We start from the raw sequence: 22,785 nt of genomic DNA, 5'->3' as shown, positions 1-22,785 counted from the left end.
GCGAGAAATGGTCCAGATTGCTAAGCCTGCGCTGCTTTTTGTCGCGGCGATTCGACTTATCCGCCACGCCAACTGTCATTTACCTAAAAGAAAGCCAAAGCAGTTCCAGACGTTGATGTTGTCGGTTAGTGTGGCGCAGGTGAAGGCAATCCGCAGATTTACCGTCAGAACAGTCCTCCCGGAACCCATCAGGCCGCTGGCCCTGTTGGCCACCAACCTCCGCTGGTCCTGGCACCGGCCCACCCGTGAACTTTTCGCTGGCCTGAACCGCCGCATCTGGGAGGAATCCGGCCAGGATCCCGTCAGTTTCCTGGGCCGGGTCAGCCGCGAAGAGTTCCAGCGCCTCGCCGCCGACCCCTCGGTAGTGAACCAGGTCCGCGCCGCCGCCGAGGACCTTGACCGGTACCTTGAGCAGCCCCGCTGGTACCAGAGCCTGGGCGAGGATGCCCCGGCCGCCATCGCGTACTTCTCCCCAGAATTTGGCATCACCGAAGTCCTGCCGCAGTACTCCGGCGGCCTGGGCATCCTGGCCGGCGACCACCTCAAGGCCGCCTCGGACCTGGGTGTGCCCCTGATCGGCGTTGGCCTGCTGTACCAGGCTGGTTACTTCAAGCAGTCACTCTCCCGCGACGCCTGGCAGCAGGAAACGTACCCGGTACTCGACCCTGACGGCCTCCCCCTCACTCTGCTTCGTGAACCGTCCGCCGACGGCAACGGCCGGCCTTTGCAGATCTCACTCCCGCTCCCCAACGGGCGCCGGCTGCTGGCACACATCTGGCGTGCCGACGTCGGACGCGTTCCCCTCTTGCTGCTGGACTCCAACGTTCCCGGCAACGACGACGCCGCGCGCGGCATCACCGACCGCCTCTACGGCGGCGGCGGAGACCACCGGCTGCAGCAGGAGCTCCTGCTGGGCATGGGCGGAGTCAAGGCGCTGCGCGCGTACCAGCAGCTCACCGGAACCGCCGCGCCCGAGGTGTTCCACACCAACGAGGGCCATGCCGGCTTCCTGGGGATTGAGCGCATCCAGGAACTGATGGCCGGCGACGCCGCCCTCAGCTTCGACGAAGCCCTCGCCGCCGGCCGGGCGTCCACGGTCTTCACCACCCACACTCCCGTTCCGGCCGGCATCGACCGTTTCGAGATTTCCCAGATCCACCACTTCTTCCAGGCCGGGCTTGCGCCCGCGGTACCCGTGGACCGGATCCTGGAACTGGGCCGGGAAAACTACGCCGACGGCAACCCGTCAGTCTTCAACATGGCGGTGATGGGACTCCGGCTGGCACAGCGGGCCAACGGCGTCGCCAAGCTCCACGGCGAGGTATCCCGCGGGATGTTCTCGGCCCTGTGGCCCGGGTTCGACCACTCCGAGGTGCCCATCACGTCCGTCACCAACGGCGTGCACGTGCCCACGTGGGTCGACGGGCGCATCTCCCAGCTCGCGAGGGAACAGTTCGGCACCGAGGCCGAAGCCCTGGGCCGCTGGGACCTTGCCTACAACGTCAGCGATGCCGACGTCTGGGCGCTGCGCCGTGAAATGCGCACAGCGTTGGTGGAGGACGTACGCCGCCGGCTCCGGGCTGCGTGGAAGAAGCGCGGCGCCGCCGACGCCGAGCTGGGCTGGACCGACAACGTTCTGGACCCCGACGTGCTGACCATCGGCTTCGCCCGGCGCGTCCCCACCTACAAGCGCCTGACGCTGATGCTTCGCGAGCCGGACCGGCTCAAGGCGCTGCTGCTGCATCCGGAACACCCGATCCAACTGGTGATCGCCGGCAAGTCCCACCCGGCAGATGATGCCGGGAAGAAGATGATCCAGGACCTGGTCCGCTTCACGGACGACCCCGAGGTCCGCCACCGCATCGCCTTCCTGCCGAACTACGACATCGCAATGGCCAGGACGCTGTTCCCGGGCTGCGACGTGTGGCTCAACAACCCGCTCCGCCCCCTGGAGGCCTGCGGTACGTCGGGCATGAAGGCCGCCATCAACGGTTCGCTGAACCTTTCTGTGATGGACGGCTGGTGGGATGAAATGTACGACGGCGAGAACGGCTGGGCGATCCCCACCGCCAACAATGACGCGTCCCCCGAAGAGCGGGACGACATCGAGGCCGCGGCACTGTATGAACTCCTGGAAACCCAGGTGGCGCCACGCTTCTACGGGAACACGGTGTCTGACAGCGCCGGTGCTGCCGGACCGTCCACCACGGGCACCGAGAAAGTCCCGACGCACTGGGTGTCAATGATCAAGCACACGTTGTCCCATCTGGGACCGGCCGTTTCCGCGGAGCGCATGCTGCACGACTACGTCAACGTGCTCTACCGGCCCGCCGCCGAGGCCGGACGCAGGGCCGTTGCCAACTCCTACGCCCAGGCCCGTGTGCTGGCGGCATGGACTGCCAAGGTACGTTCGGCGTGGCCTCTGCTGCACGTCGAACATGTGGACTCCGTGGGCGTTTCCGAGGACCCGCAGATCGGGGACACCCTGCAGGTGAACGCCTACATCGCGCTGCACACCCTCTCACCGGAGGACGTGTCCGTGGAGGTGGCTTATGGCCGTGCCGAGGAAAGCGACACCCTGGCGGACGTCACCCTGATGGAGTTGAACTCGAAAGAGGACCTGGGCGAGGGGCGCCACCTGTTCAGCGGCTCGCTGGTCATCGACCGCTCCGGTCCCTTTGGCTACACCGTCCGCGTCCTGCCACGGCACGAGGCATTGGCTTCCAAGGCGGAGCTGGGGCTGATCGTCAACGCCTGATCCGTTTCCAGATATCCGGCGTTCGTTTTGTGGCAACTGCGCGGCGGTTGTCGACGTTAGTTACAGGAGGACGGCCGTGACCGCGAGGTCACGGCCGGCGTAGCTTTCGGCATCCTGGAGGACCTCGCAGATGATCCCGAAGGACCTGTCCCCCCGGAACGCCGCGGCCACCTGCCAAAGGATTGTGACCGGCGCGCTACCGTTCTCGCCGATGCTGTCCGCGAAATCGTGCAGGGAGTCGTTCAGGGCGTCCATGTTCACGCCGTAATGTTCAGGAAAGGCGAGCACTCCGCCGAAGGTTTCCAGGACAGCCTTCTTGCTGTCGGCGGCGGGGACCACCAGGCTGCGGCGGCCGTCGTCGGCAACCTGTTCCTGAAGTTCTTCGATGGTCCAGGTGTCGGCGGAGTAAATTTTCATGAGGGTGTTCAGCCGCCTTCTGCGATGAATTTGAACGAGTCGTAGTGGTCCTGCGTGTAGTATTTTTCGCCCTCGGCGCCGGTGACGATGCGGCGGGCTCCCCGGTCGGATTCACCCGGGGTGGGCACGGTGTACTCGCGGTAATAGCCTGAGCCCTGCCGCGGGAGAATGCGCTCGAAGTTGCCGAACGTCTTGTTGTCCTGGCTGTAGCCGTAGGGGCCGCCGGCACGGATGGCAGCGAGGGTAGTCCGCGCTTCGGCCGGCAGCTGGGATTCCTTGATCGCGGGCAACCCGGACGGGTTGGCGGGGACTACCGCCGGGGCCGGAACCTCCGCAGGACCCTGGACGGGAGCGCCCGGGACCGGGGCCGCGCTGGAACTGGCTGCCGGCGTCGTACTTCCCGTTAGAGTCTCAAGGAGCCCGGGGCCGCCGAAAGCGAACGCCGCTATGGCCAGCAGCCCGGTCAGCAGCAGGGCAATGGAGCGGTTGCGCAATTTTGGTCCCCTCCGCAGTTACGTGCGGTAGATGTTAATCGAGTTCGCCTCGATGCTGTCCGTCTCGCCGGACGCCACGCGGCTGCCCTGTCGAAGCTCGTGAAGCGGCGACGTTGTCAGCCGGAGTTCGAACATCCTGCGGGGCGTTCCGTCGTCGTTCTTGAGTTCCGGAAGGGTGATGTTCACGTCGGAGCCGCTGCCGTTGACCACTACGAGGCCCGCCAGCGTGCCGTCGTCCGAGCCAAGCAGGAGCTGCATGACCCGGTGCCGGGGATCATTCCACTGATCCATGGACATGGGTTGTCCGGCGTGATCAAACCAGTAGATATAGGACTGCTCATCCCGAGAGGGAAAATCATGGGGTTGGCTTGCCAGGAACTCCTTGCGCAGCCGGACGTAGCGCTTTGTGCTGCGGAGCATCTCTGCGGATTCCGGCGTACGCGTCCAGTCGAGCCATGCCAGTGGGTTGTCCTGGCAATAGGCGTTGTTGTTTCCCTGCTGCGTGCGTGCCAGCTCGTCGCCGGCGGTGATCATGGGCACACCGAGCGAAATCAACAGGGACGCCATGAGGTTCCGTCGGGACTGCGACCGCTGCGCCAGGATGCTCTCGTCCTCGCTCCGGCCTTCGAAACCGTGGTTGTAGCTGCGGTTGTCCCCGTGCCCGTCCCGGTTCTGCTCGCCGTTCGCCTCGTTGTGTTTTCGGTCGTAGGACACAAGGTCGTTGAGCGTGAAGCCGTCGTGTGCCGTGATGAGGTTGACCGACGCCAGCCTGGAACGGCCCGACGCTTCAAAGAGCCCGGCAGACCCGGACAGGGCATCAGCCAGCCGCGCCACGGACCCGCCCTGCCCGCCGGCTTCGATGGCCGCCCGGTCGGCAAGCCAGAAGGAGCGGACGCCGTCCCTGAAGTGGTCGTTCCAGTCAACCCAGCCGCCCGGGAACCGTCCCGTCTGCCAGCCGCCATAGCCGACGTCCCAGGGCTCGGCGATCAGTTTTACGTCAGACAACACGGGATCGGCGGCCACAGCCACCAGGAACGGGTGGCGGGGATCAAACTCGTTGTCCGCGTTCCGGCAGAGCGTCACGGCCAGGTCGAAACGGAAGCCGTCGATGTGGAATTCGTCCACCCAATACCGGAGGGAATCCAGCACCAACTGGACCACCCTGGGCTGGCCGAAATTCAGGCTGTTGCCGCAGCCCGTAGTGTCGATGTACTTCCCGTGGCCATCCGTTCTGTAGTACGTGTCCTCACCGAGTCCGCGGAAGCTAATGGCCTGGCCGTCCGGGCCGCCCTCGGCAGTGTGGTTGTAGACGACGTCGAGAATCACTTCCAGCCCTGCCGCGTGGAGCAGCTTGACCATTCCCTTGAACTCGTCCTGGACGGCGTGCGGTCCGGCATCCCGCGCCGCCTGCGTCGCATAGGCTGCCTGCGGTGCGAAAAACGCGGCCGTGTTGTAGCCCCAGTAGTTGGTCAGGCCGAGGTTCTGCAGGTGCAGCTCATCGAGGTGGAAGTGCACCGGGAGCAGCTGGACAGCGGTAATGCCCAGGCTCTTGAAATGCTCGATGATGGCCGGATGAGCCATTCCGGCGTAGGTGCCACGCAGCTCCTCGGGGACATCGGGATGCAGCATGCTCTGGCCGCGGACATGAGCCTCGTAGATGATGGTGTTCCGCCACTGCGTCCGGGGACGTTCGTCGGTGCCCCAGTCAAAATCGCCGGCCATCCGGACGCTCGTCAGGAAACCCTCCCGCTGGTCCACCGCCCGGCCGTAAGGATCGAGCAAAAGAGGCTGCCCGCCGTCGTCGTCCAGGTCCACGATGGGGACCGCCAGCGGCAACGGGTCCGCCTTGGACGTGGCACGGAAACCGTACAGCGATCCGTACGGGAAATCCTCAACAATTCCATGGTGCACGCCGTGCGTGACATTGGGCAGGGTCTGCAGATGCCACTCGCTGCCCGGGGCCTTGTAGGCAATCTCAAGGTTCTCCACGGCCGGGGCGTACACGGCGACGTTGGCGCTGGACTGCACGCCGTAATCCGCTCCCGATCCCGGGCGCGGGACGCTGACACCTAGCGGATATGCCGAAGAGGCATCCCTGGTGGAAGCGGTATCGAAAAGCGGCATGACCATCACGTCCATGGTAGCGGCCAACGGCTGTTGAGCTGCACCGGCGCTTTTATGACGTCACCCGGACCCACCGCAGTCCAACGCTCTCGCAGTTTTCGCGCCTTAAACAGAAACGCTCTCTCACCAGTTCAAGTTGACCGGTGGGAGAGCGTTTCTGTTAAACCCACCAAAGGTGAGAGAGCGTTTGGCAGGACGACGATACAGCCGTTGCGGCCGTTTTGCCAGGGAGCGCATCGCCGACCAGAGCCGAAGAAGGCCGCCCGCGGCCGAATGAGGCAACGGGAGGTGTCTAAGCGACGGCAAAGCGGTCGCGGCGGCGACCCCGCTGCCGTGCCGCCTCCCGCACCGAGGACTACTTGACGGCGCGCTGCCTCGAGATTTCGTACAGGGAGATGCCAACGGCCATGGAGGCGTTGAGCGATTCCATGGCGGAGTTAATCGGGATGGAGACGATCTGGTCGCAGTTTTCGCGGACCAGGCGGCTCAGGCCCTTGCCCTCGGAACCGACCACAATGCAGACGGGCTCGGCGGCCAGGGTGAGGTCAGGCAACGAAACGTCGCCGTCGCCGTCGAGCCCCAGGACAAAGATGCCCATGTTCTTGAACTGCTTCAGGGCACTGTTCAGGTTCGCGGCGCGTGCCACCGGAACACGCACGGCAGCGCCGGCGCTGGTCTTCCAGGCCGAGGCTGTGACGCCCACGGAGCGGCGTTCCGGGACGACGACGCCGTGGCCGCTGAAGGCCGAGACGGAGCGGATGATGGCACCAAGGTTGCGGGGGTCCGTGATGCCGTCCAGGGCAACGAACAGCGGGGCGTTGGATACGTGGCCCTTCTTCCAGCGGTCCACGGTTTCCTCGGCCAGGTCATAAGCGTCCTGGTACTCGTACGGCGGGATCTGCAGGACCAGGCCCTGGTGGATGGCGTCATCCGTCATGCGGTCAAGTTCGGGCTTGCCGGTCTCGAGCAGCGGGATTCCGCGTTCGGCGGCGATCTTCAGCGACTCCTTGACCCGGTCATCCATTTCAATCCGGATGGCGATGTGCAGGGCCTTCGCGGGGATCCCGGCGCGGAGGGCTTCCACCACGGAGTTACGGCCGGTGACGACTTCCTCGGTGGCGCGGCCCTTGGGACCCGTGCGGGAGGCGCCGGCGCTGCGGGCACCCGTGCCGCGCTTGGCGGCCGAACGTTCGGCAAGCTGCTTGCTCTTGTGCGCCTTGTGGTACGGGCGGTCCTCCGCCTTGGGCGTGGGACCCTTGCCTTCCAGGGCCTTACGGCCATGACCACCGGTTCCGATGGTTGGCCCCTTCTTTGCTTTGACCGACCGGCGACCGTTGTTGGCCATGATTTTCCACCCTTGATTGTTTGACTGAGTCTGCTTACCAGTCTACTGAATCAAGTAAAATCGCCCGTTCAGTCCCGTTGCAGGCTCCAGGTAGCGCCGTTTGGGCCATCTTCGACGACGACGCCGGCCGCCTTCAGCGTGTCGCGGATGGCGTCAGAGGCAGCCCAGTCCTTGGCGGCCCGGGCCTGGGTGCGGGCAGCAAGCTGGGCTTCCACCAGGACGTCGAGGGCGGCCGATTCCCGGGTGTCCGACGCCGGGCCGGACGCCACCGCATTCAGGCCCAGGACCCGCAGCATGTCATGCACGCTGTGCAGCGCCTGCTGTGCGTCCTCCAGCTTCCCCTCCGTCAAGGCAGTGTTGCCGGCACGGACTGTTTCGTGGACCACGGCGAGGGCCTGCGGCACGTTGAGATCGTCATCCATGGCGTTCTCGAACGCCTCGGGAACCTTGCCATAGGTGGCGAAGGTGTAGTTCCCACCGGCAGCGAGGGCCCGAACGGCGCGGCTGATGAAGCCGTCAATGCGTTCGACGGCGGCCGCGGCCTCGTCGAGCGATGTGGGGCGGTAGTCCAGCACTGAGCGGTAGTGGGCCTGCCCGAGGTAGTAGCGGACCACCCGCGGCGACGCGATGTCCAGCATCTCCGAAGGGCTTATGGTGTTGCCGATGGACTTGGACATTTTCTCGCCCTGGTACGTGACCATGCCGTTGTGCATCCAGAAGTTGGCGAACCCGTGCCCTGCGGCCTGGGACTGCGCCATTTCGTTTTCGTGGTGCGGGAAGCGCAGGTCCAGTCCGCCGCCATGGATATCAAATTCGGTGCCGAGGTACTTGGTGACCATGGCGGAGCATTCCAGGTGCCAGCCCGGACGTCCGGCGCCCCAGGGCGAGGCCCAGCTCGCCGTCGTCGGCTCTCCTTCTTTGGAGCCCTTCCACAGCGCAAAGTCGCGGGGGTCCTTCTTGCCGCGGGGATCCGCGTCCGGGGCGCCCTGCATGTCGTCAATGTTCTGGCGCGTCAGTGACCCGTACTTGTCCCAGGACCGCACGTCGAAGTAGACGTCGCCGGAATCGTCCGGCGCCGGGTAGGCGTGGCCCCGGTCGATCAGCTGCTGGATCAGCTCATGCATTTCGGGGATATGGCCGGTTGCCCGTGGCTCATAAGTGGGCCGGGAAACGCCGAGCGTGTCGTAGGCCTGCAGGAACGCCTGCTCGTAGCGGTAGGCCAGGGCCCACCATTCCTCCGCGCGGACAGCGTCCGGTCCGGCTTCGAAGTCCGGGCTGAACGATTCGGCAGACTTGGCGAGGATCTTGTCGTCGATGTCCGTGACGTTGCGGACCGCGGTGACCCGCAGCCCCCGGTACTCGAGCCAGCGGGTGAGCTGGTCAAAGGCGATCGCCGAGCGGATGTGGCCTACGTGCGGCATGCCCTGCACGGTTGCTCCGCAGTAGTACAGGCTCGCTTTTCCGGGGACGAGGGGAACGAAGTCACGGACTTCGGCGGACGCGGTGTCATAGAAGCGGAGAGTCACCGCTCCAGATTAGCGGAAAAGGCCTGTGTGCCGGCCCCCGCGCGTTATCCGGCCTGAACAGCGCTGGGTTGAATCACCGGATAGACCAAAGCGGTGGCGACGGCGGAAATCCCCTCGCCCCTGCCGGTGAAACCGAGTCCGTCGCTGGTGGTGGCCGTGACACTGACCGGCGCCCCTGCCGCCTCGCTCAGCACGCGTTGGGACTCTTCCCGCCGCGGGCCGAATTTGGGCCGCGTAGCCACGAACTGCACTGCCACGTTGCCGATCTCAAAGCCAGCCGCACGGACAATCCTCGCCGCCTCGGTCAGGAGCGTGACGCCGGAGGCTCCAGCGAACTCCGGACGGTCGGTGCCGAAATGCGTGCCGAGGTCCCCGATGCCGGCGGCCGAGAACAGGGCGTCAGCGGCGGCGTGGGCCACCGGGTCCCCGTCCGAATGCCCGGCCAGTCCACGCTCGCCTTCCCAGAACAGCCCGCCCAGCCAGAGCGGACGGGGAAGGTCAGGGGACGCGTACGCATGGACATCCAGACCGATACCCGTGCGCGGCAGGATCATCTTGGCTTCACTCATGCCTAACCCTCCACCCAGCGGATGCCCAGCGGGCCTTCCAGCAGCCCCTCGGCAATGATCAGGTCCAGCGGCGTGGTGATTTTCAATGACTGTGTGGAGCCATGGACGGCGTGCACGGGAACTCCCAGGAGTTCCACCAGCATGGCGTCGTCGGTGACCGCGGCAGCCTGTTTCTCGTCAAAGTCCGCCGCTGCCTGATGGGCCTGGATCAGTGTGGACAGGCGGAACCCTTGGGGCGTCTGGACCGAACGGAGCTCCTCCCGCGGCGCGGTCCCGGTCACGAGTTCCGGAGCGATGCTGCTGTCGTCACCGGTCGTGGGGGTAACCATCTTCACCGTATCCACCACCGGTACGGCAGGAATCACTGCAACGGCGCCGGCAGCCAGGGAATCGACGACACGGTGGAAGACATACTCGGGCGTCAGCGCCCTGGCGGCGTCGTGGACCAGCACAGCTTCGGTGCCGTCCAGCAAGGCCGCCAACGCCGACCGGACGGAAGCGGCACGGGTGGCACCGCCGTCGACCGTTGTCAGCACGGGAAGCGGGTTCTCCTGGTTGGCATCGTGCCCCGCCCGGAGTTCCTCGGCGAAGGCCGCGCACAATTCCTGCATGACCGTATCGCCGGGCGGCAGGGCAACACAGATCTGCCGTGCGACGTCGGCGGCAGCGACGCCCCGGAGGGCATGCGTAAGTATGGCGTCACTCCCCAGCGGCACGCGCGCCTTGGGCATGCCGTAACCCAGCCGCTCACCGGAACCTGCGGCCACAATGACGACGGCGGTGACGGGGCGGGGAAGTCCGTTGTTCATGCGGTCCAGCCTACGTGCCCGCCTGCCCGGCGTGCCTAATCCCAGCCGCGCGACGCGCCTGCCGCTGAGGGCTGGACCGAAAAAGGGCAAAAAGAAACCCCGGAGGCACTTGCGTACCCCCGGGGCTCAATTCTTAGGAAGCCAGGACCTCGTCGAGAACGCTTGCAGCCTTCTCTTCATCAGTCTTTTCAGCCAGTGCAAGTTCTGAAATCAGAATCTGACGGGCCTTGGCCAGCATGCGCTTCTCACCTGCGGAAAGGCCCCGATCGTGATCACGGCGCCAGAGGTCGCGAACAACCTCTGCTACCTTGATGACGTCACCGGAAGCAAGCTTCTCCAGATTTGCCTTGTATCTGCGCGACCAGTTGGTGGGTTCTTCAGTGAACTCAGCCCGGAGAACATCAAATACGTGCTCCAGACCTTCCTTGCCCACTACGTCACGGACCCCAACAAGGTCAACGTTCTCTGCTGGAACTTCAATGGTCAGATCACCCTGAGCCACCTTGAGCTTGAGATACATTTTCTCTTCGCCCTTGACAGTGCGCATCTTGATTTCTTCAATTTTTGCAGCACCGTGGTGAGGGTAAACTACTGTCTCGCCGACCTCAAATACCATGTGGACATTCCCCTTTCCCGCAGACCAGTTTATCACGATTCAGGCATATGACTGGCCTCGAACCGGCCCCGGAACCCTGGAAATACGCGGAAAATGGGCAGAATAGACCCCCTTCACCCCCTTGACGAATGCAGATAATAGTGCATGTGCGGCCTGCTGCCAAGGGCAATATGACCGTGCGGAATCCTCGTTTGGCCCGGTTTGCCGCTAGGCTATGGCTGAATAATGTTTCAAGACTCTCGAGGAGTACGTGACGTGCGTTTCACTGCGATGAACCGGGCCCAGGGCGGCAAACTGGCACTGGCGGCAGGTTCCCTGGCCCTCGCCCTGGCGACGATGACCGGCTGTGGCTACATCAACCCCCAGCAGACTTCTCACCAGTACGCGGCGTCGGACGGTATCCGCGCCGACCTGGGTCCGCTGCAGCTGCGAAACATGCTGGTTGTCTCCGCCGGCGCAGACAAGCCCGGCCGCCTGCTCGGCGCCGTTTACAACTCCTCTTCACAGGACGTCAAGCTCACGGTCAACGGGGCCGAGGGTTCACAGACGCAGGTGCCGGTGAAAGCCAACTCCTACACCCTGCTCAACGACTCCACGGATGAAGCCATCCTCAGCACCAGCGGCGGCATCGCCGGCTCCCTCGTCGATGTGAAGATCACCGAAGACGGCACCAACGTGAGCAAGACTGTCCGCGTGCCTGTCCTGGATGGTTCCCTCGCGGAGTACAAGGAGTACCTGCCGGCCGGCAGCGAACCGACCGGATCCGCCACACCCAGCCCGTCGCCGTCGGCCACCGGCACTGGTGCGGCCCACTAAGCAGCAGCAAAGCACAAAAGGAGGGGCTCCCCCCGCGGGGAGCCCCTCCTTTTGTGCACTTGAAGTCTGGTGCGCCTGATGCCCGGCGTGCCATACGGCGGAGAGGCCTACGGCTCGAACTTGTAGCCCAGGCCGCGGACGGTTACCAGGAAACGCGGTATGGACGGGTCGGGCTCGATCTTGCCGCGCAGCCGCTTGACATGCACGTCCAGGGTTTTGGTGTCCCCCACGTAGTCCGAACCCCAGACCCGGTCGATCAGCTGGCCGCGGGTGAGTACGCGGCCGGAGTTGCGCAGCAGCATTTCCAGCAGCTCGAACTCCTTCAGCGGCAAGAGGACCTGCTGGCCATCCACGCTGACCACATGCCGTTCGATGTCCATCCGGACAGGGCCGGCCTGGACTGTGGCCGAGATCAGTTCCTCAGGTTCACCTTGCCGGCGGAGTACGGCCCGGACGCGGGCCACCAGCTCGCGGGAGGAGTAGGGCTTGGTGACGTAGTCGTCAGCGCCCAGCTCCAGGCCAACCACCTTGTCAATCTCGGAGTCCTTGGCCGTCAGCATGATGACCGGAACGCTGGAGCGCTGCCGCAGCTGGCGGCAGACCTCGGTGCCCGACAGGCCGGGGAGCTGCAGGTCCAGCAGCACCAGGTCCGCCCCGTTCCGGTCGAATTCGGTGATGGCGTCGAGGCCGTTGTCCACCACTTCTACCTCGAACCCCTCCTTGCCCAGTAGATAGGACAACGGATCACTGAACGATTCTTCGTCTTCGACAATCAAAATCCTGCTCAAGCGCTAGCTCCTTGCTCATGTACACCGCGTTCTTTTCTGCGCACGGGTACGGCTGGTTCTTTGACACCTGAGGTATCCGGTGCGTCCTGGCTTTCCATCTCAGGCAGCCGCAGGGTGAAAGTGGAACCCTGGCCGGGCCGTGACCACAATGTCACTTCACCGCCGTGGTTGGAGGCAACGTGTTTGACGATGCTAAGGCCCAGGCCCGTTCCGCCAGTGTGGCGCGAACGCGCCGCATCCACCCGGTAGAAGCGCTCAAACACGCGCTCCTGGTCCTCCGGGGTCAGCCCCTCGCCCTGATCCGTGACCGACACTGCGATCAGCCCGTCCTTTGACCGGACGCCCACGCCCACCCTGGTGTTCTCCGGGGAGTAGCGGATGGCGTTGTCGATCAGGTTACGCAGAGCGGTAACCAGCAGGTCCCGGTCACCAAAGACGGTGGCCTTAACCCGCTCCCCCACCACGATCCGGATGTTCTTGCTTTCAGCGGGGAGCTGGGAACGGTCCACCGCTTCAGTGATGACCGCGTTGATGTCCACGGCCTTGCCCTCTTGGGACACGCTGGCACCTTGGAGGCGGGACAGCTCGATGATGTCCTGGACCAGGGCGGCCAGCCGGCTTGACTCCTTGTGCATGCGCTTGGCGAACCGGCGGACTGCTTGTTCGTCGTCGGCCGAGGACTCCAGTGCCTCGGCCAGCAGGGAAATTGCGCCCACCGGGGTCTTCAGCTCGTGGGACACGTTGGCCACGAAGTCGTTGCGGATCTCTTCCGTGCGGGTAATTTCGGTGCGGTCGTCGGCCAGAAGCACGATATATTCCTCGCCGAGCATGGCCGCCCGGACCTGCACGATGATGGTGCCGTGGCCCAGCGGACCCCGCTGCAGCTCCAGCCGTTTTTCCAGGATCACGCCGTCGCGCCGCACACCGGCCGTCATGTCCAGAAGTTCTTTGTGGACCACCGTGTGGCCGCGCACCAGTCCGTATGCATAGGCTGCCGGGCTGGCGCGCACCACGCCGTCCACCGCGTCAACCACCACAAAAGCCCGTCCGACGACGGCCAGCACTTCCGCGGCGCCGGCCGGCAAAGCGAGTTCGTCCACGTCGACGTCAACAAGCTTTCGCTGCTTTTCACTGATCCTGAAGGCGAGCACGCCAAAGGTGCCGAGCGACAGGCCGACCAGGCCGGCGATGACACCGATGAGCATAGGATCCACAACTCCAGCTTAGGCCGTGGTTCCTGTCGAGACGGTGCGTCATGGCCCATTACGGGGACGGTTCAGCTAACGTTCATCTACAACCGACTAATCGTTTACCGCACGCTGACAAAGTTATATGTTGGAGTGCCGAATGGCGACATGAGTTCCGTCTGCCACCCGAGGGGCGGAGTTCCAAAGAAAGGACGCCCACGTGCGTAAGGTTTTTCAGGAAGAGCTGACCCAGGTGGGTGAGCAGCTGGTGGAGATTTCGCGGTTGGTCAGCGAGGCATTGGCGAAGGCCTCGACGTCCTTCCGGGTTGCCGACGTTGATCTGGCCGAGGACGTCATCGCCGCGGACGCCCGTATCGACTTTTTGCAGACCAGCCTGGATGAGCGCGCTATCGACATCCTCGCCCTGCAGGGGCCGGTGGCCAGCGATCTGCGGATGATCGTGGGCTCCCTGCGCATGAGCGCTTCCCTGGAGCGGATGGGGGACCTGGCCCGCCACATTGCCCAGCTGGCCCGGCTGCGTTTCCCGTCCACCGTGATCCCTGCATCCATGACGGAAACGTTCAACAAAATGGCCGAGCAGGACCAACTCATCGCCGACAAACTTATTGTCCTGCTGGAATCCCGGGACCTCGAAGTGGCCCGCGACATCCACAAGGCCAACAACACCATCGACGATCTCCACCTGAGCGTGTTCAAGGCGATCGCCGCCCCAGACTGGGCCGAGTCCCCCGCCACCACCGTTGACGTGGCCCTGGCCAGCCGCTACTTCGAACGGTTCGCTGACCACGGCGTGTCCGTGGCCCGCAAGGTCACCTACCTCGTCACCGGCGAATGGCAGGGGCAGGGCTTCTAGCCGCTCCCTAAACTACATACGACGGCGGGCCGGTCACCTCAGGTGACCGGCCCGCCGTCGAACGTTAACTACTGCTTTATTTCTTGCCCTGGTTCGCCACTGCCAGGATGGCTTCCGCAGCGGCGTCCGGGTCCAGGTAGGTGCCGCCCGGCTTGATCGGCTGGAAGTCCTCGTCCAGGTCGTAGACCAGCGGGATGCCCGTGGGGATGTTCAGGCTGGCGATGGCGTCGTCGCTGATGCCGTCCAGGTGCTTGACCAGGGCGCGCAGCGAGTTGCCGTGGGCGGTGACCAGGACGGTCTTGCCGGTTTTGAGGTCTTCCTTGATGTCCGACTCCCAATAGGGAAGCAGGCGGACCAGGACATCCTTGAGGCACTCGGTGCGAGGCAGTGCGTCGCCGAGGTCCGCGTAACGGGGGTCGCGGGCCTGGGAGAACTCGGAGTCGTCGGCCAGGGGCGGCGGCGGGGTGTCGTAGGACCGGCGCCACTCCATGAACTGCTCCTCACCGTATTCGGCCAGGGTCTGTGCCTTGTCCTTGCCCTGCAGGGCACCGTAGTGGCGTTCGTTCAGGCGCCAGTCCCGCTTGACGGGGATCCACCCGCGGTCGGCCTTGTCCAGGGAAATGTTGGCCGTGTTGATGGCCCGCTTCAGGAGCGAGGTGTAGAGGACATCCGGGAGAAGATCGTTCTCAACCAGGAGCTCGCCGCCGCGTGCTGCTTCCTCGCGGCCCTGGTCGTTGAGGTCAACGTCCACCCAGCCGGTGAACAGGTTCTTGGCGTTCCATTCGCTGTGGCCGTGGCGCAGCAGAATCAGCTTGTAAGTCATGATTTTTATCCTAGCCGAGGCACGGCGCCGCCCGCCTTGCGTTACAAGGGCCCTGCGTTACAAGGATAGGGTTGGGCAGTGGTGCAAAAAGCTGAACGCGTGAGCGCTCCCCATGGCCGGAGCGGCAGGCCGGTCGGAAACGTCACACGGGGCACCACCAATCCCAACCGGATGCGGCGGGTGGACCGCTGGCTCACCGGCCCCCAGGCCTGGCGCCTGCGCGCTGCCGAAGACCCCCTCGTGGTTGACCTGGGCTACGGCGCAACGCCGGCCACCGCCGTCGAACTCTTTGAACGTCTCCGCGCAGTGCGGCCGGATGTCCGCGTGTGCGGAATCGAAATCGAGCCGGAGCGCGTCCGGATCGCCAAGGCGCTCGAGCGGCCGGGGCTGAGCTTTCAGGTGGGCGGTTTCGAATTGCCGCTGCCCGGGCACCCCGTGCTGGTCCGCGCCTTCAACGTCCTGCGGCAGTACGAAGAGGCCGATGTGGCGGGGATCTGGCGGCTGGTCCAGGGCCGGCTCGCCCCCGGCGGGCTCTTTATCGACGGTACCTGCGATGAAATCGGGCGGCGGGTGACGTGGGTTGCCCTCGACGCCGAGCGGCCGTTGTCACTGAGCATGTCCGTGCGGTTCGGCAGCTTTGACCTGCCATCGGAAATTGCCGAGCGGCTGCCGAAGGCGCTGATCCACCGCAACGTTCCGGGAGAGCCTGTCCACCGGCTGATGCAGGCCATGGACCGGGCTTGGCTGGAGTCGGCGCCGCTGGCGTCATTCGGCAGCAGGCAGCGCTGGCACGCCATGTGCAGGGCACTGTCCGACGGCGGGTGGCCGGTTCAGGACGGCCCGTCGCGGTGGCGCCTGGGCGAACTAACGGTGGCCTGGGACGCTGTGGCGCCGTCGGTCTAGTGGTGGTCACCAGCCGCCGTAGGGCCCCGTATTACGGCTACCGCCGCGGCCCGCGTCCTTGACCGCTGGCCGGACGTCTGCGAGGTAAATGGACGCTGCCACCACGGCGGCGAGCCCAAAGAGGCCAAGCGTGCCGAAGATTCCGCCGCTGCTGAAGAGCGAGATGGCGCCGATCAGGGTGGCGCCGCCGGTCAGTGCCAGCCAGAAGGTCTTGGTTCGTTTTCCGGTCGCTTCAAAGGCGGCGGACTTGTGCCTGACGCAGTCCAGCAGAGCCCACACTTCAAGTCCGAATGCCACCAGGGCAAGGATAAAAAACACTGCCAGCTCTACAGGCCGAATTATCAGTTCACCGTCCACCGTCCAAGCCTAGCGGCCCAGCGAGTCGAGCGCCTGCTTCAAATCGGCCCAGAGGTCCTCAATATTTTCAATGCCGACGCTCAGCCGCACCAGGTTGTCCGGGACACTCAGAGGCTCAGCGGCGTGCCGGCGGCGCCGTTCGATCAGCGATTCCACCCCGCCCAGGGAGGTGGCTGGCAGCCACAGCTGCAGCGCGCGGACCAGTTTGTCCGCGTCGTCTGCTCCGCTCAGGCCGGCAACCGGCGCGATCTGCACGCACACAATCGAACCGAAGCCCGACATCTGGGTCTTGGCCCGTTCATGGCCGGGATCCGTGGGGAGGCCGGGGAACCGGATGCTATCGATCAGGGGGTGTGTGCTCAGGCGTTCCGCCAGGACCGCTGCAGAAGCCTGCGACCGTTCCACACGCAGCGCAAGGGTCCGGAGCCCGCGCAGCGCCAGCCATGCCTCGAACGGCCCGGCAATACCGCCATGAATGATGCGGTGGTGCAGCAGCGCTGCCCGGATGTCCGGGTTGGACGTCACCAAGGCGCCGAGGACGACGTCGGAATGTCCGGCCAGGTATTTGGTCACCGAGTGAAGAACGACGTCGGAACCCAAGCTCAGTGGCTGCTGGACCAACGGCGTGGAGAACGTATTGTCCGTCACCACAATGGCGCCCACCCGGTGGGCCGCCGCGGTGAGCTCGCGGATATCGGCGATGCCCAGCATCGGGTTGGTGGGGCTCTCAAGCCACAGCATCCTGGCCGCTTTCGCGTCCGGCCCCTGCGGCGCGATCTGTGCTTTGACTGCGTCAGTGTCCGTGATGTCCACAGTCCGCAGTTCCAGGAAGCCCTTCTGCGCCAACTCCGTGGCCATCACGAGCGAACCCGCATAGCTGTGCGACGGCATCACCAGGACGCCGCCGGCGGGCAGCAGGGACAGTGCCGAGCTGACGGCCGCGAGTCCGGACGCGTAGAGCAGGCCGGGCAGTTCAGATCCTTCAAGCAGGCCCAGGGCCTCCTCAAAGGGATCCCAGGTGGGGTTGGAATAGCGCCCGTAGCCCCGGTCCCCGTCGCCCAGAGCTCCCGTGCCGAAGTACGTCGAGGACAGCACGATGGGCGGGTTGACGGGCTCGTCCCGCTTACGCGCCGGCCGGCCGGCGGCAACCACCACGGTTTCGGCCGACAGGGACGCAGCATACTGTTCCGAGAGACTCATGGAGAAAGCGTACTTGGACGTGCGGCGGCTCCCGAAGTCGGTAGTCTAGACCAGTGACCACCAACAGCCCTGGACTTTTCATCGCCTTCGAGGGCGGCGACGGCGCCGGCAAGTCCACCCAGGCGGCCCGTCTTGCCGAGGCTCTGGAAACACGTGGCCTGACGGTCCTGCGGACCCGCGAACCCGGCGGGACGCCCATTGGCGAAAAACTGCGTTCCCTGGTCCTGGACCACGGCCATGGCCACATCGACGCCCACACCGAGGCACTCATCTTTGCTGCCTCCCGCGCGGCCCATGCCAGCCAGGTGATCCGCCCGGCACTGGAACGCGGCGAGGTTGTCCTGACGGACCGCTACATTGATTCGTCCGTGGCGTACCAGGGGGCCGGACGCGATCTGGGTGCCGACGCCGTGCGTACCCTCAACGAATGGGCGACGTCCGGGCTGCAGCCCGACCTCACGGTGTTGCTGGACGTGGACCCAGCTGACGGCCGCCGCCGCCGCACAGCCGGCGATGCCGCCGAAGACCGCCTTGAGTCAGAGGCCGATGAGTTCCATTCAACAATCCGCGGGGCGTTCCTCGAACTGGCCTCCAGCCGGCCGGATACGTATCTGGTCCTGCCGGCGGATCTGCCCGTCAACGAACTGGCCGCGCGGATCCTCACTCGCGTTGATGCCTTGCTCGCGTCTGCAGGCCGGGGCGCCGCATGACTGTCTGGGACGACCTTCAGGGCCAGCCCGCCGTCGTCGAACAGCTCCGCCTTGCCTCGCGGGGCGAAGGACTGACCCATGCCTGGCTGTTCACGGGCCCGCCCGGATCCGGGCGTTCCAACGCCGCGAAGGCCTTCGCGGCCGCCCTCAACTGCGATCAGGACGACGTGGCCAGGCGCGGCTGCGGGGAGTGTCCAGCCTGCCTGACCATCCTCGGCGAGACCCATTCGGACGTGACGTACGTCCGGACCGAGAAGGTCACCATCACCATCGATGAAGCCCGCGACCTGGTATCCAAGGCGGGCAACCGGCCGTCGTCCGGGCGCTGGCGGATCATTGTGGTGGAAGACGCCGACCGCATGGCCGAGCGGACCACCAATGTGCTGTTGAAGGCCATCGAGGAGCCCACGCCGCGGACCATCTGGATGCTGTGCGCACCGTCGCCCGCAGACGTCCTGGTGACCATCCGTTCGCGCTGCAGGGCCGTGGCCCTGCGGCTGCCGCCGGCCGCCGACGTCGCCGCTTTGCTCGTCAAGCGCGACGGCGTGGACCCGGCACTCGCCGACCGCGCTGCCCGCGCGGCGCAAAGCCATGTGGGGATCGCCCGCCGGCTGGCGCGGGACCCCGAGGCGAGGGAACGCCGGTTGGAAACGGTGAGGTTCCCCCTGGGTCTGCGCGGCGTGACCGCAGCGGTGATGATGGCGGACAAGCTGGTGAAGATCGCCACCGCCGAAGCCAACAGTTCCAATGAAGAGCGCGACGCCGCCGAGAAGGCTGCGCTGCTGGCCACCCTGGGTGCCCCGGAGTCAGGGACGCTCCCGCCGACCATGCGCAGCCAGGTCAGGCAGCTTGAAGACGACCAGAAACGACGGGCCAAGCGATCCATCACGGACTCGCTGGACCGGACGCTGACGGACCTCCTGTCGTTCTACCGGGATGTGCTGATCATCCAGCTCGGGAACGCCGTGGAGCTGGTAAACGTTGAGCTCAGGGGTGAGCTGGAGGAATTCGCCGCCCGGTCTGCGCCGGAGACCACCCTCGCCCGCCTGGACGCCATCAACAAAGCCCGCCAACGCATCACCACCACCAACGTTGCACCGCTGTTGACCATTGAGTCCATGGCAGCCAGCCTGATCTAGCAACTACTAGGAGACCGCTCGATGACTGCACGCCCCCTGCCCGCACGCTCCCGATCCCTGGTGATTGGGCTGCGGGCTGCCGGCGCCCTGATCCTGGCCCTGACGCTGGCCTCGTGCGGCCTCTTTGGCGGGGACACCCCGGACGCGGCCCCGGCTACGGCGAAGGCAGACCCTGCTATCGTGGCGTCCGCGCCCGCCGGCTTGGACACCTTCTACGCCCAGGAGGTTGTGTGGGAGCCCTGCGAAAACGGCTTCCAGTGCGCCAAGGTCACCGTGCCGATGGACTACGCGAAGCCGGACGGCGACACGATCCAGATAGCTGCGCTGAGGGCTCCCAGCACGGGCAAGAAAACCGGCAGCCTGCTGGTCAACCCGGGCGGTCCGGGCGGGTCCGGCTACGACTTCGTCAAGGATGCGGCCGGAACGCACTTCTCGCAGTCTGTCCGGGCCAACTATGACCTGGTGGGCTTTGATCCGCGCGGCGTCAAACGCTCCGCCCCTGTTACGTGCCTGACGGACGCCGAACGGGACGCGTCCCGGGCAAAGGTCTACGCGTTGGAGACCGACGCCGGGCTTGCCGCCGCGTTGGCCGACAACAAGGCCATCGCCGCGCAGTGCGCCGCCAAGACGGGTCCGGTACTGGGCCACGTCGACACGGTCAGCGCGGCCAAGGACTTGGACATCCTGCGCGCCGTGGTCAATGACTCGAAGCTCAATTACCTCGGGTACTCCTACGGCACGTTCCTTGGTTCAACCTACGCCTCGCTGTTCCCGGACAACGTGGGCCGCATGGTCCTGGATGGCGCCCTGGATCCGTCCATCAGCAACGAGGAGCTGACCAGCGGCCAGGCCGTGGCGTTCGAAAAAGCCATCAGGGCCTACGTGGCCAGCTGCCAGCAGGAATCCTCGTGCCCGCTCAGCGGGAACGTGGACAGCGGGGTCCAGCAGATCCGCGACCTCATCACCGCCGTCCAGAACACCCCCTGGCAGGCTAAGGACGGCCGCCTGGTGAACGCCACGATGTTCGTCAGCGGCCTCATCACTCCGCTGTACAACGACCAGAGCTGGCCCGCCCTGACCCAGGCCCTCGAAGCTGCACTGAACGGTGACGCCAGCCTGATGCTCCGTCTGGCGGACCTCGGCGCTGACCGCGGCGCCGACGGGAAGTACACGTCCAACTCCACCTTCGCCTTCGGCGCCATCAACTGCCTGGACTACCCCATGGTGTCCGATACTGCCGCCATGCGCGCGGAACAGCAGCGGCTTATGCAGGCCTCCCCCACCCTGGGCTACTTCTTCGCCTACGGCGGCACCAACTGCGTGGACTGGCCGTACAAGAACCTGCGGACCCCCGCCCCGGTGGAATACACCGGCGAAGCCCCGATCGTGGTTGTCGGAACCACCGGCGACCCTGCCACGCCCGTGGAGTGGGCCGCATCCCTGCGCAAACAGCTGGGCAACGCCTCCCTGCTGACCTGGCAGGGAGAGGGCCACACCGCCTACGGCCGGGCCAACAGCTGCCTCGAAGACGCCGTGGACAAGTACCTTGTGGACGGAACGGTTCCCGCCGACAACACCGTCTGCTGAGGACTTCTGCTGAGGTGTTTCGGGCCCCCATTTTGACCCGGGCGCAGGGACTCTATTACAGTTGACTCTTGCATGAACCGCCCGGTTACGCCGGGCGAATTGTGCGGTGCTTCCTTAGCTCAGTCGGTAGAGCGTTTCACTCGTAATGAAAAGGTCATCAGTTCGATTCTGATAGGAAGCTCGGGACAAACCCCGTATTGTCGTTGATTTCGACGATGATACGGGGTTTTTCGCTGGTTAAGCCCTTCGACAGCCCGCCGCATTGAGCTGGGCCGCCGACGGCAGTTTCCCTGTGGTCCACCGAAATTCATCCCGCCGTCATCTTCCACTGCTAATGTCCGGCCATGGACGAACTATTGCTGGTACCGGGTTCTGCTGCTGCACGTGATCTGTCGAACCGGTCGGGGTACGACGTCGCCTTCCTGGGTGTACAGGTTCCTGTACCGATTCTGGCCGACACGAAAACGATCCTGCTGCCCTACACCCATTTCTCGGTGCTCATGCGGCTGGACAAGCGCCTGGCCGCCGTCACGGCCCTCGGCATCGACGGGGAGAAGCTGATGGATCTGGACCGATCCGGGATCCAATGGCAGCTGGATCCAAGGTTGGCCGAGGACCAGCAGACCGGTGAGCAGCTCTACGCCCGGAACGACCTTGATAGGGGACACCTGGTCCGGCGCGCCTCAGCCGTCTGGGGTGATACCCGGCAGGAGGCCGCCCAAGCGAATGAGGACACGTTCCACTACACGAACGCCGTGCCCCAGGCTGCGAAGTTCAACCAGAGCCTGGACCTGTGGCTCGGGTTGGAGTCCTACCTGCTGGAGCATGCCGCCGACCACGGCCGGCGGCTGATCGTGTTCACCGGACCCATTTTCGGGGACAATGACCCGGTGTACCGCGGCGTGGACATTCCGCTGCTGTTCTTCAAGGTCGCCGCATTCCTCCAGGACGGAGAGCTTGCGGCCACCGGCTACATCGTGGACCAGACACCACAGCTGGCCGACCTGCCCGCTGTGCCCCGCCCGGGCGCCGTGGACGATGCCCCGCCCCTGGGCCCGTTCCGGACCTTTCAGGTCCCCGTCCGCGATATCGCCGCCGTCACCGGCCTGGATCTGGACCAGCTCGTGGCCGTTGACCGGATGCCCATCGCCGCAGAACTACCCACCGCACGGGTGAAGTCGACGTGGCGGACGCTCGTGTCTCCGGAGGACCTGGACCTGGACTTCGATCTGAACGGAGACTAGTGCCGCGGCCCGACCGTGAGTTCGACCGGCGAAGCTTCCCCGGGACCGCCGCACTGGGCCGAGCCGCCAACCCGCTTCCAGTCCAGGTCGGCTTCCTTCTCGGCGAGGACCTCGCCCGTGGCAGACAGCGCTTTAGCGGTCACGTGTTCAGGGGAGCTCATGCTGACGGTGAACCGCCAGGTATCGGCGTCGATCCTTTCAGCGTAGAACGGGGCCATGGTGGGCTGGGCTTCCGGGGTGTGCGGAGCCCTGGCATCCAGCGGTGTTGTCACGACAATGCGCGGTGCTGCCGTCCCAGGCTCCGGTCGTAACTCCGAACAAGCGCCATCGGCGCACAGCTGCACGGTATCCACACGCGAGACGTCCCCCGCCAGTTCAACCGTGATGGAGTTGACCCACCCAATGGCCGGACAGACGTTCGAGCAGCCGGCAACCGGGATGCAGACTGCCAACATCAGAACGGCCGGCCGGACAAGGAGCCCCCACACTCTTCTCATGC

22 protein-coding genes and 1 tRNA gene are annotated in these 22,785 nt (G+C 65.3%); 9 read left to right on the top strand and 14 right to left on the bottom strand.

Annotation, left to right across the window (positions count from 1 at the left end):
* The first annotated feature begins 139 nt into the window (after positions 1-139).
* Positions 140-2,758: an alpha-glucan family phosphorylase gene (gene glgP, locus NG698_RS15475; protein WP_252599704.1), complete on the top strand. Its 2,619-nt coding sequence runs from the start codon at positions 140-142 to the stop codon at positions 2,756-2,758.
* Positions 2,759-2,818: 60 nt separating this feature from the next.
* Here the strand turns inward: glgP and NG698_RS15470 are convergent, their stop codons facing one another.
* The 8 genes from NG698_RS15470 to NG698_RS15435 form a co-directional block, all read right to left on the bottom strand.
* Positions 2,819-3,175, bottom strand: coding sequence for a barstar family protein (locus NG698_RS15470; RefSeq protein WP_252599705.1), 357 nt, complete (start codon positions 3,173-3,175; stop codon positions 2,819-2,821).
* 8 nt (positions 3,176-3,183) lie between these two features.
* On the bottom strand, positions 3,184-3,669 hold the full coding sequence (locus tag NG698_RS15465; RefSeq protein WP_252599706.1) for a guanyl-specific ribonuclease: 486 nt from the start codon (positions 3,667-3,669) through the stop codon (positions 3,184-3,186).
* A gap of 18 nt (positions 3,670-3,687) precedes the next feature.
* Positions 3,688-5,799, bottom strand: a complete 2,112-nt coding sequence (gene glgX / locus NG698_RS15460) for a glycogen debranching protein GlgX (RefSeq protein ID WP_252610861.1) — start codon at positions 5,797-5,799, stop codon at positions 3,688-3,690.
* A gap of 349 nt (positions 5,800-6,148) precedes the next feature.
* Positions 6,149-7,138 (bottom strand): 23S rRNA (guanosine(2251)-2'-O)-methyltransferase RlmB, encoded by a 990-nt coding sequence (rlmB, locus tag NG698_RS15455; protein WP_252599708.1) that lies wholly within the window; start codon positions 7,136-7,138, stop codon positions 6,149-6,151.
* A gap of 68 nt (positions 7,139-7,206) precedes the next feature.
* Positions 7,207-8,664, bottom strand: coding sequence for a cysteine--tRNA ligase (gene cysS / locus NG698_RS15450; RefSeq protein ID WP_252610859.1), 1,458 nt, complete (start codon positions 8,662-8,664; stop codon positions 7,207-7,209).
* 44 nt (positions 8,665-8,708) lie between these two features.
* Complete coding sequence (ispF, locus tag NG698_RS15445) at positions 8,709-9,233, bottom strand: 2-C-methyl-D-erythritol 2,4-cyclodiphosphate synthase (RefSeq protein WP_252599710.1); 525 nt, start codon at positions 9,231-9,233, stop codon at positions 8,709-8,711.
* 2 nt (positions 9,234-9,235) lie between these two features.
* Entirely contained in the window at positions 9,236-10,042 is an 807-nt protein-coding gene (ispD, locus tag NG698_RS15440; protein WP_252599711.1) for a 2-C-methyl-D-erythritol 4-phosphate cytidylyltransferase, read from the bottom strand.
* A 133-nt stretch (positions 10,043-10,175) separates the two neighbouring features.
* The gene (locus NG698_RS15435) at positions 10,176-10,658 is read right to left on the bottom strand and encodes a CarD family transcriptional regulator (protein WP_026266570.1); all 483 of its coding nucleotides are present in this window, start codon (positions 10,656-10,658) and stop codon (positions 10,176-10,178) included.
* Between the two features lie 270 nt (positions 10,659-10,928).
* Between NG698_RS15435 and NG698_RS15430 the strand changes: the two genes are divergently transcribed.
* Positions 10,929-11,474, top strand: coding sequence for a hypothetical protein (locus NG698_RS15430; protein WP_252599826.1), 546 nt, complete (start codon positions 10,929-10,931; stop codon positions 11,472-11,474).
* Positions 11,475-11,581: 107 nt separating this feature from the next.
* Here the strand turns inward: NG698_RS15430 and NG698_RS15425 are convergent, their stop codons facing one another.
* Positions 11,582-12,262, bottom strand: a complete 681-nt coding sequence (locus NG698_RS15425; protein ID WP_056342479.1) for a response regulator — start codon at positions 12,260-12,262, stop codon at positions 11,582-11,584.
* Positions 12,259-13,467 carry a sensor histidine kinase gene (locus NG698_RS15420; RefSeq protein WP_252610869.1) on the bottom strand — a complete coding sequence of 403 codons (1,209 nt, stop codon included), beginning with the start codon at positions 13,465-13,467 and terminating at the stop codon, positions 12,259-12,261. The genes NG698_RS15425 and NG698_RS15420 overlap by 4 nt, the downstream gene beginning before the upstream one ends.
* A gap of 202 nt (positions 13,468-13,669) precedes the next feature.
* On the opposite strand from NG698_RS15420, the gene phoU reads away from it, so the two are divergent.
* Complete coding sequence (gene phoU, locus NG698_RS15415; protein WP_252599712.1) at positions 13,670-14,323, top strand: phosphate signaling complex protein PhoU; 654 nt, start codon at positions 13,670-13,672, stop codon at positions 14,321-14,323.
* Positions 14,324-14,399: 76 nt separating this feature from the next.
* Here the strand turns inward: phoU and NG698_RS15410 are convergent, their stop codons facing one another.
* A complete protein-coding gene (locus tag NG698_RS15410) occupies positions 14,400-15,146 on the bottom strand; it encodes a phosphoglyceromutase (RefSeq protein WP_252599713.1) in 747 nt (248 codons plus the stop codon).
* Between the two features lie 78 nt (positions 15,147-15,224).
* Between NG698_RS15410 and NG698_RS15405 the strand changes: the two genes are divergently transcribed.
* Entirely contained in the window at positions 15,225-16,049 is an 825-nt protein-coding gene (locus tag NG698_RS15405; protein WP_252610855.1) for a class I SAM-dependent methyltransferase, read from the top strand.
* Between the two features lie 6 nt (positions 16,050-16,055).
* Here NG698_RS15405 and NG698_RS15400 read toward each other — a convergent pair whose 3' ends face one another.
* Together NG698_RS15400 and NG698_RS15395 are read right to left on the bottom strand one after the other, a co-directional pair.
* Positions 16,056-16,406: a DUF2516 family protein gene (locus NG698_RS15400; RefSeq protein ID WP_056342490.1), complete on the bottom strand. Its 351-nt coding sequence runs from the start codon at positions 16,404-16,406 to the stop codon at positions 16,056-16,058.
* Positions 16,407-16,415: 9 nt separating this feature from the next.
* Positions 16,416-17,606, bottom strand: coding sequence for a trans-sulfuration enzyme family protein (locus NG698_RS15395; protein ID WP_252610853.1), 1,191 nt, complete (start codon positions 17,604-17,606; stop codon positions 16,416-16,418).
* A gap of 53 nt (positions 17,607-17,659) precedes the next feature.
* Between NG698_RS15395 and tmk the strand changes: the two genes are divergently transcribed.
* The 5 genes from tmk (at position 17,660) to NG698_RS15370 (ending at position 22,286) form a co-directional block, all read left to right on the top strand.
* On the top strand, positions 17,660-18,316 hold the full coding sequence (tmk, locus tag NG698_RS15390) for a dTMP kinase (RefSeq protein WP_141139516.1): 657 nt from the start codon (positions 17,660-17,662) through the stop codon (positions 18,314-18,316).
* The gene (locus NG698_RS15385) at positions 18,313-19,455 is read left to right on the top strand and encodes a DNA polymerase III subunit delta' (protein WP_252610851.1); all 1,143 of its coding nucleotides are present in this window, start codon (positions 18,313-18,315) and stop codon (positions 19,453-19,455) included. The genes tmk and NG698_RS15385 overlap by 4 nt, the downstream gene beginning before the upstream one ends.
* A 21-nt stretch (positions 19,456-19,476) precedes the next feature.
* Entirely contained in the window at positions 19,477-21,042 is a 1,566-nt protein-coding gene (locus tag NG698_RS15380; protein ID WP_252610849.1) for an alpha/beta hydrolase, read from the top strand.
* A 108-nt stretch (positions 21,043-21,150) separates the two neighbouring features.
* Positions 21,151-21,223: transfer RNA gene (locus tag NG698_RS15375), tRNA-Thr, on the top strand.
* A gap of 163 nt (positions 21,224-21,386) precedes the next feature.
* Entirely contained in the window at positions 21,387-22,286 is a 900-nt protein-coding gene (locus NG698_RS15370) for a DNA/RNA non-specific endonuclease (RefSeq protein WP_252610847.1), read from the top strand.
* Here NG698_RS15370 and NG698_RS15365 read toward each other — a convergent pair.
* Positions 22,283-22,783 carry a hypothetical protein gene (locus tag NG698_RS15365; RefSeq protein ID WP_252610845.1) on the bottom strand — a complete coding sequence of 167 codons (501 nt, stop codon included), beginning with the start codon at positions 22,781-22,783 and terminating at the stop codon, positions 22,283-22,285. The two genes, NG698_RS15370 and NG698_RS15365, sit on opposite strands and share 4 nt — an antisense overlap.
* Positions 22,784-22,785: the final 2 nt, after the last annotated feature.

Source organism: Pseudarthrobacter raffinosi, from assembly GCF_023913735.1.
Lineage (GTDB): Bacteria > Actinomycetota > Actinomycetes > Actinomycetales > Micrococcaceae > Arthrobacter > Arthrobacter raffinosi.
Note: the sequence above shows the minus strand (reverse complement) of the source record. Positions and strands in the feature narration are given on the sequence as shown.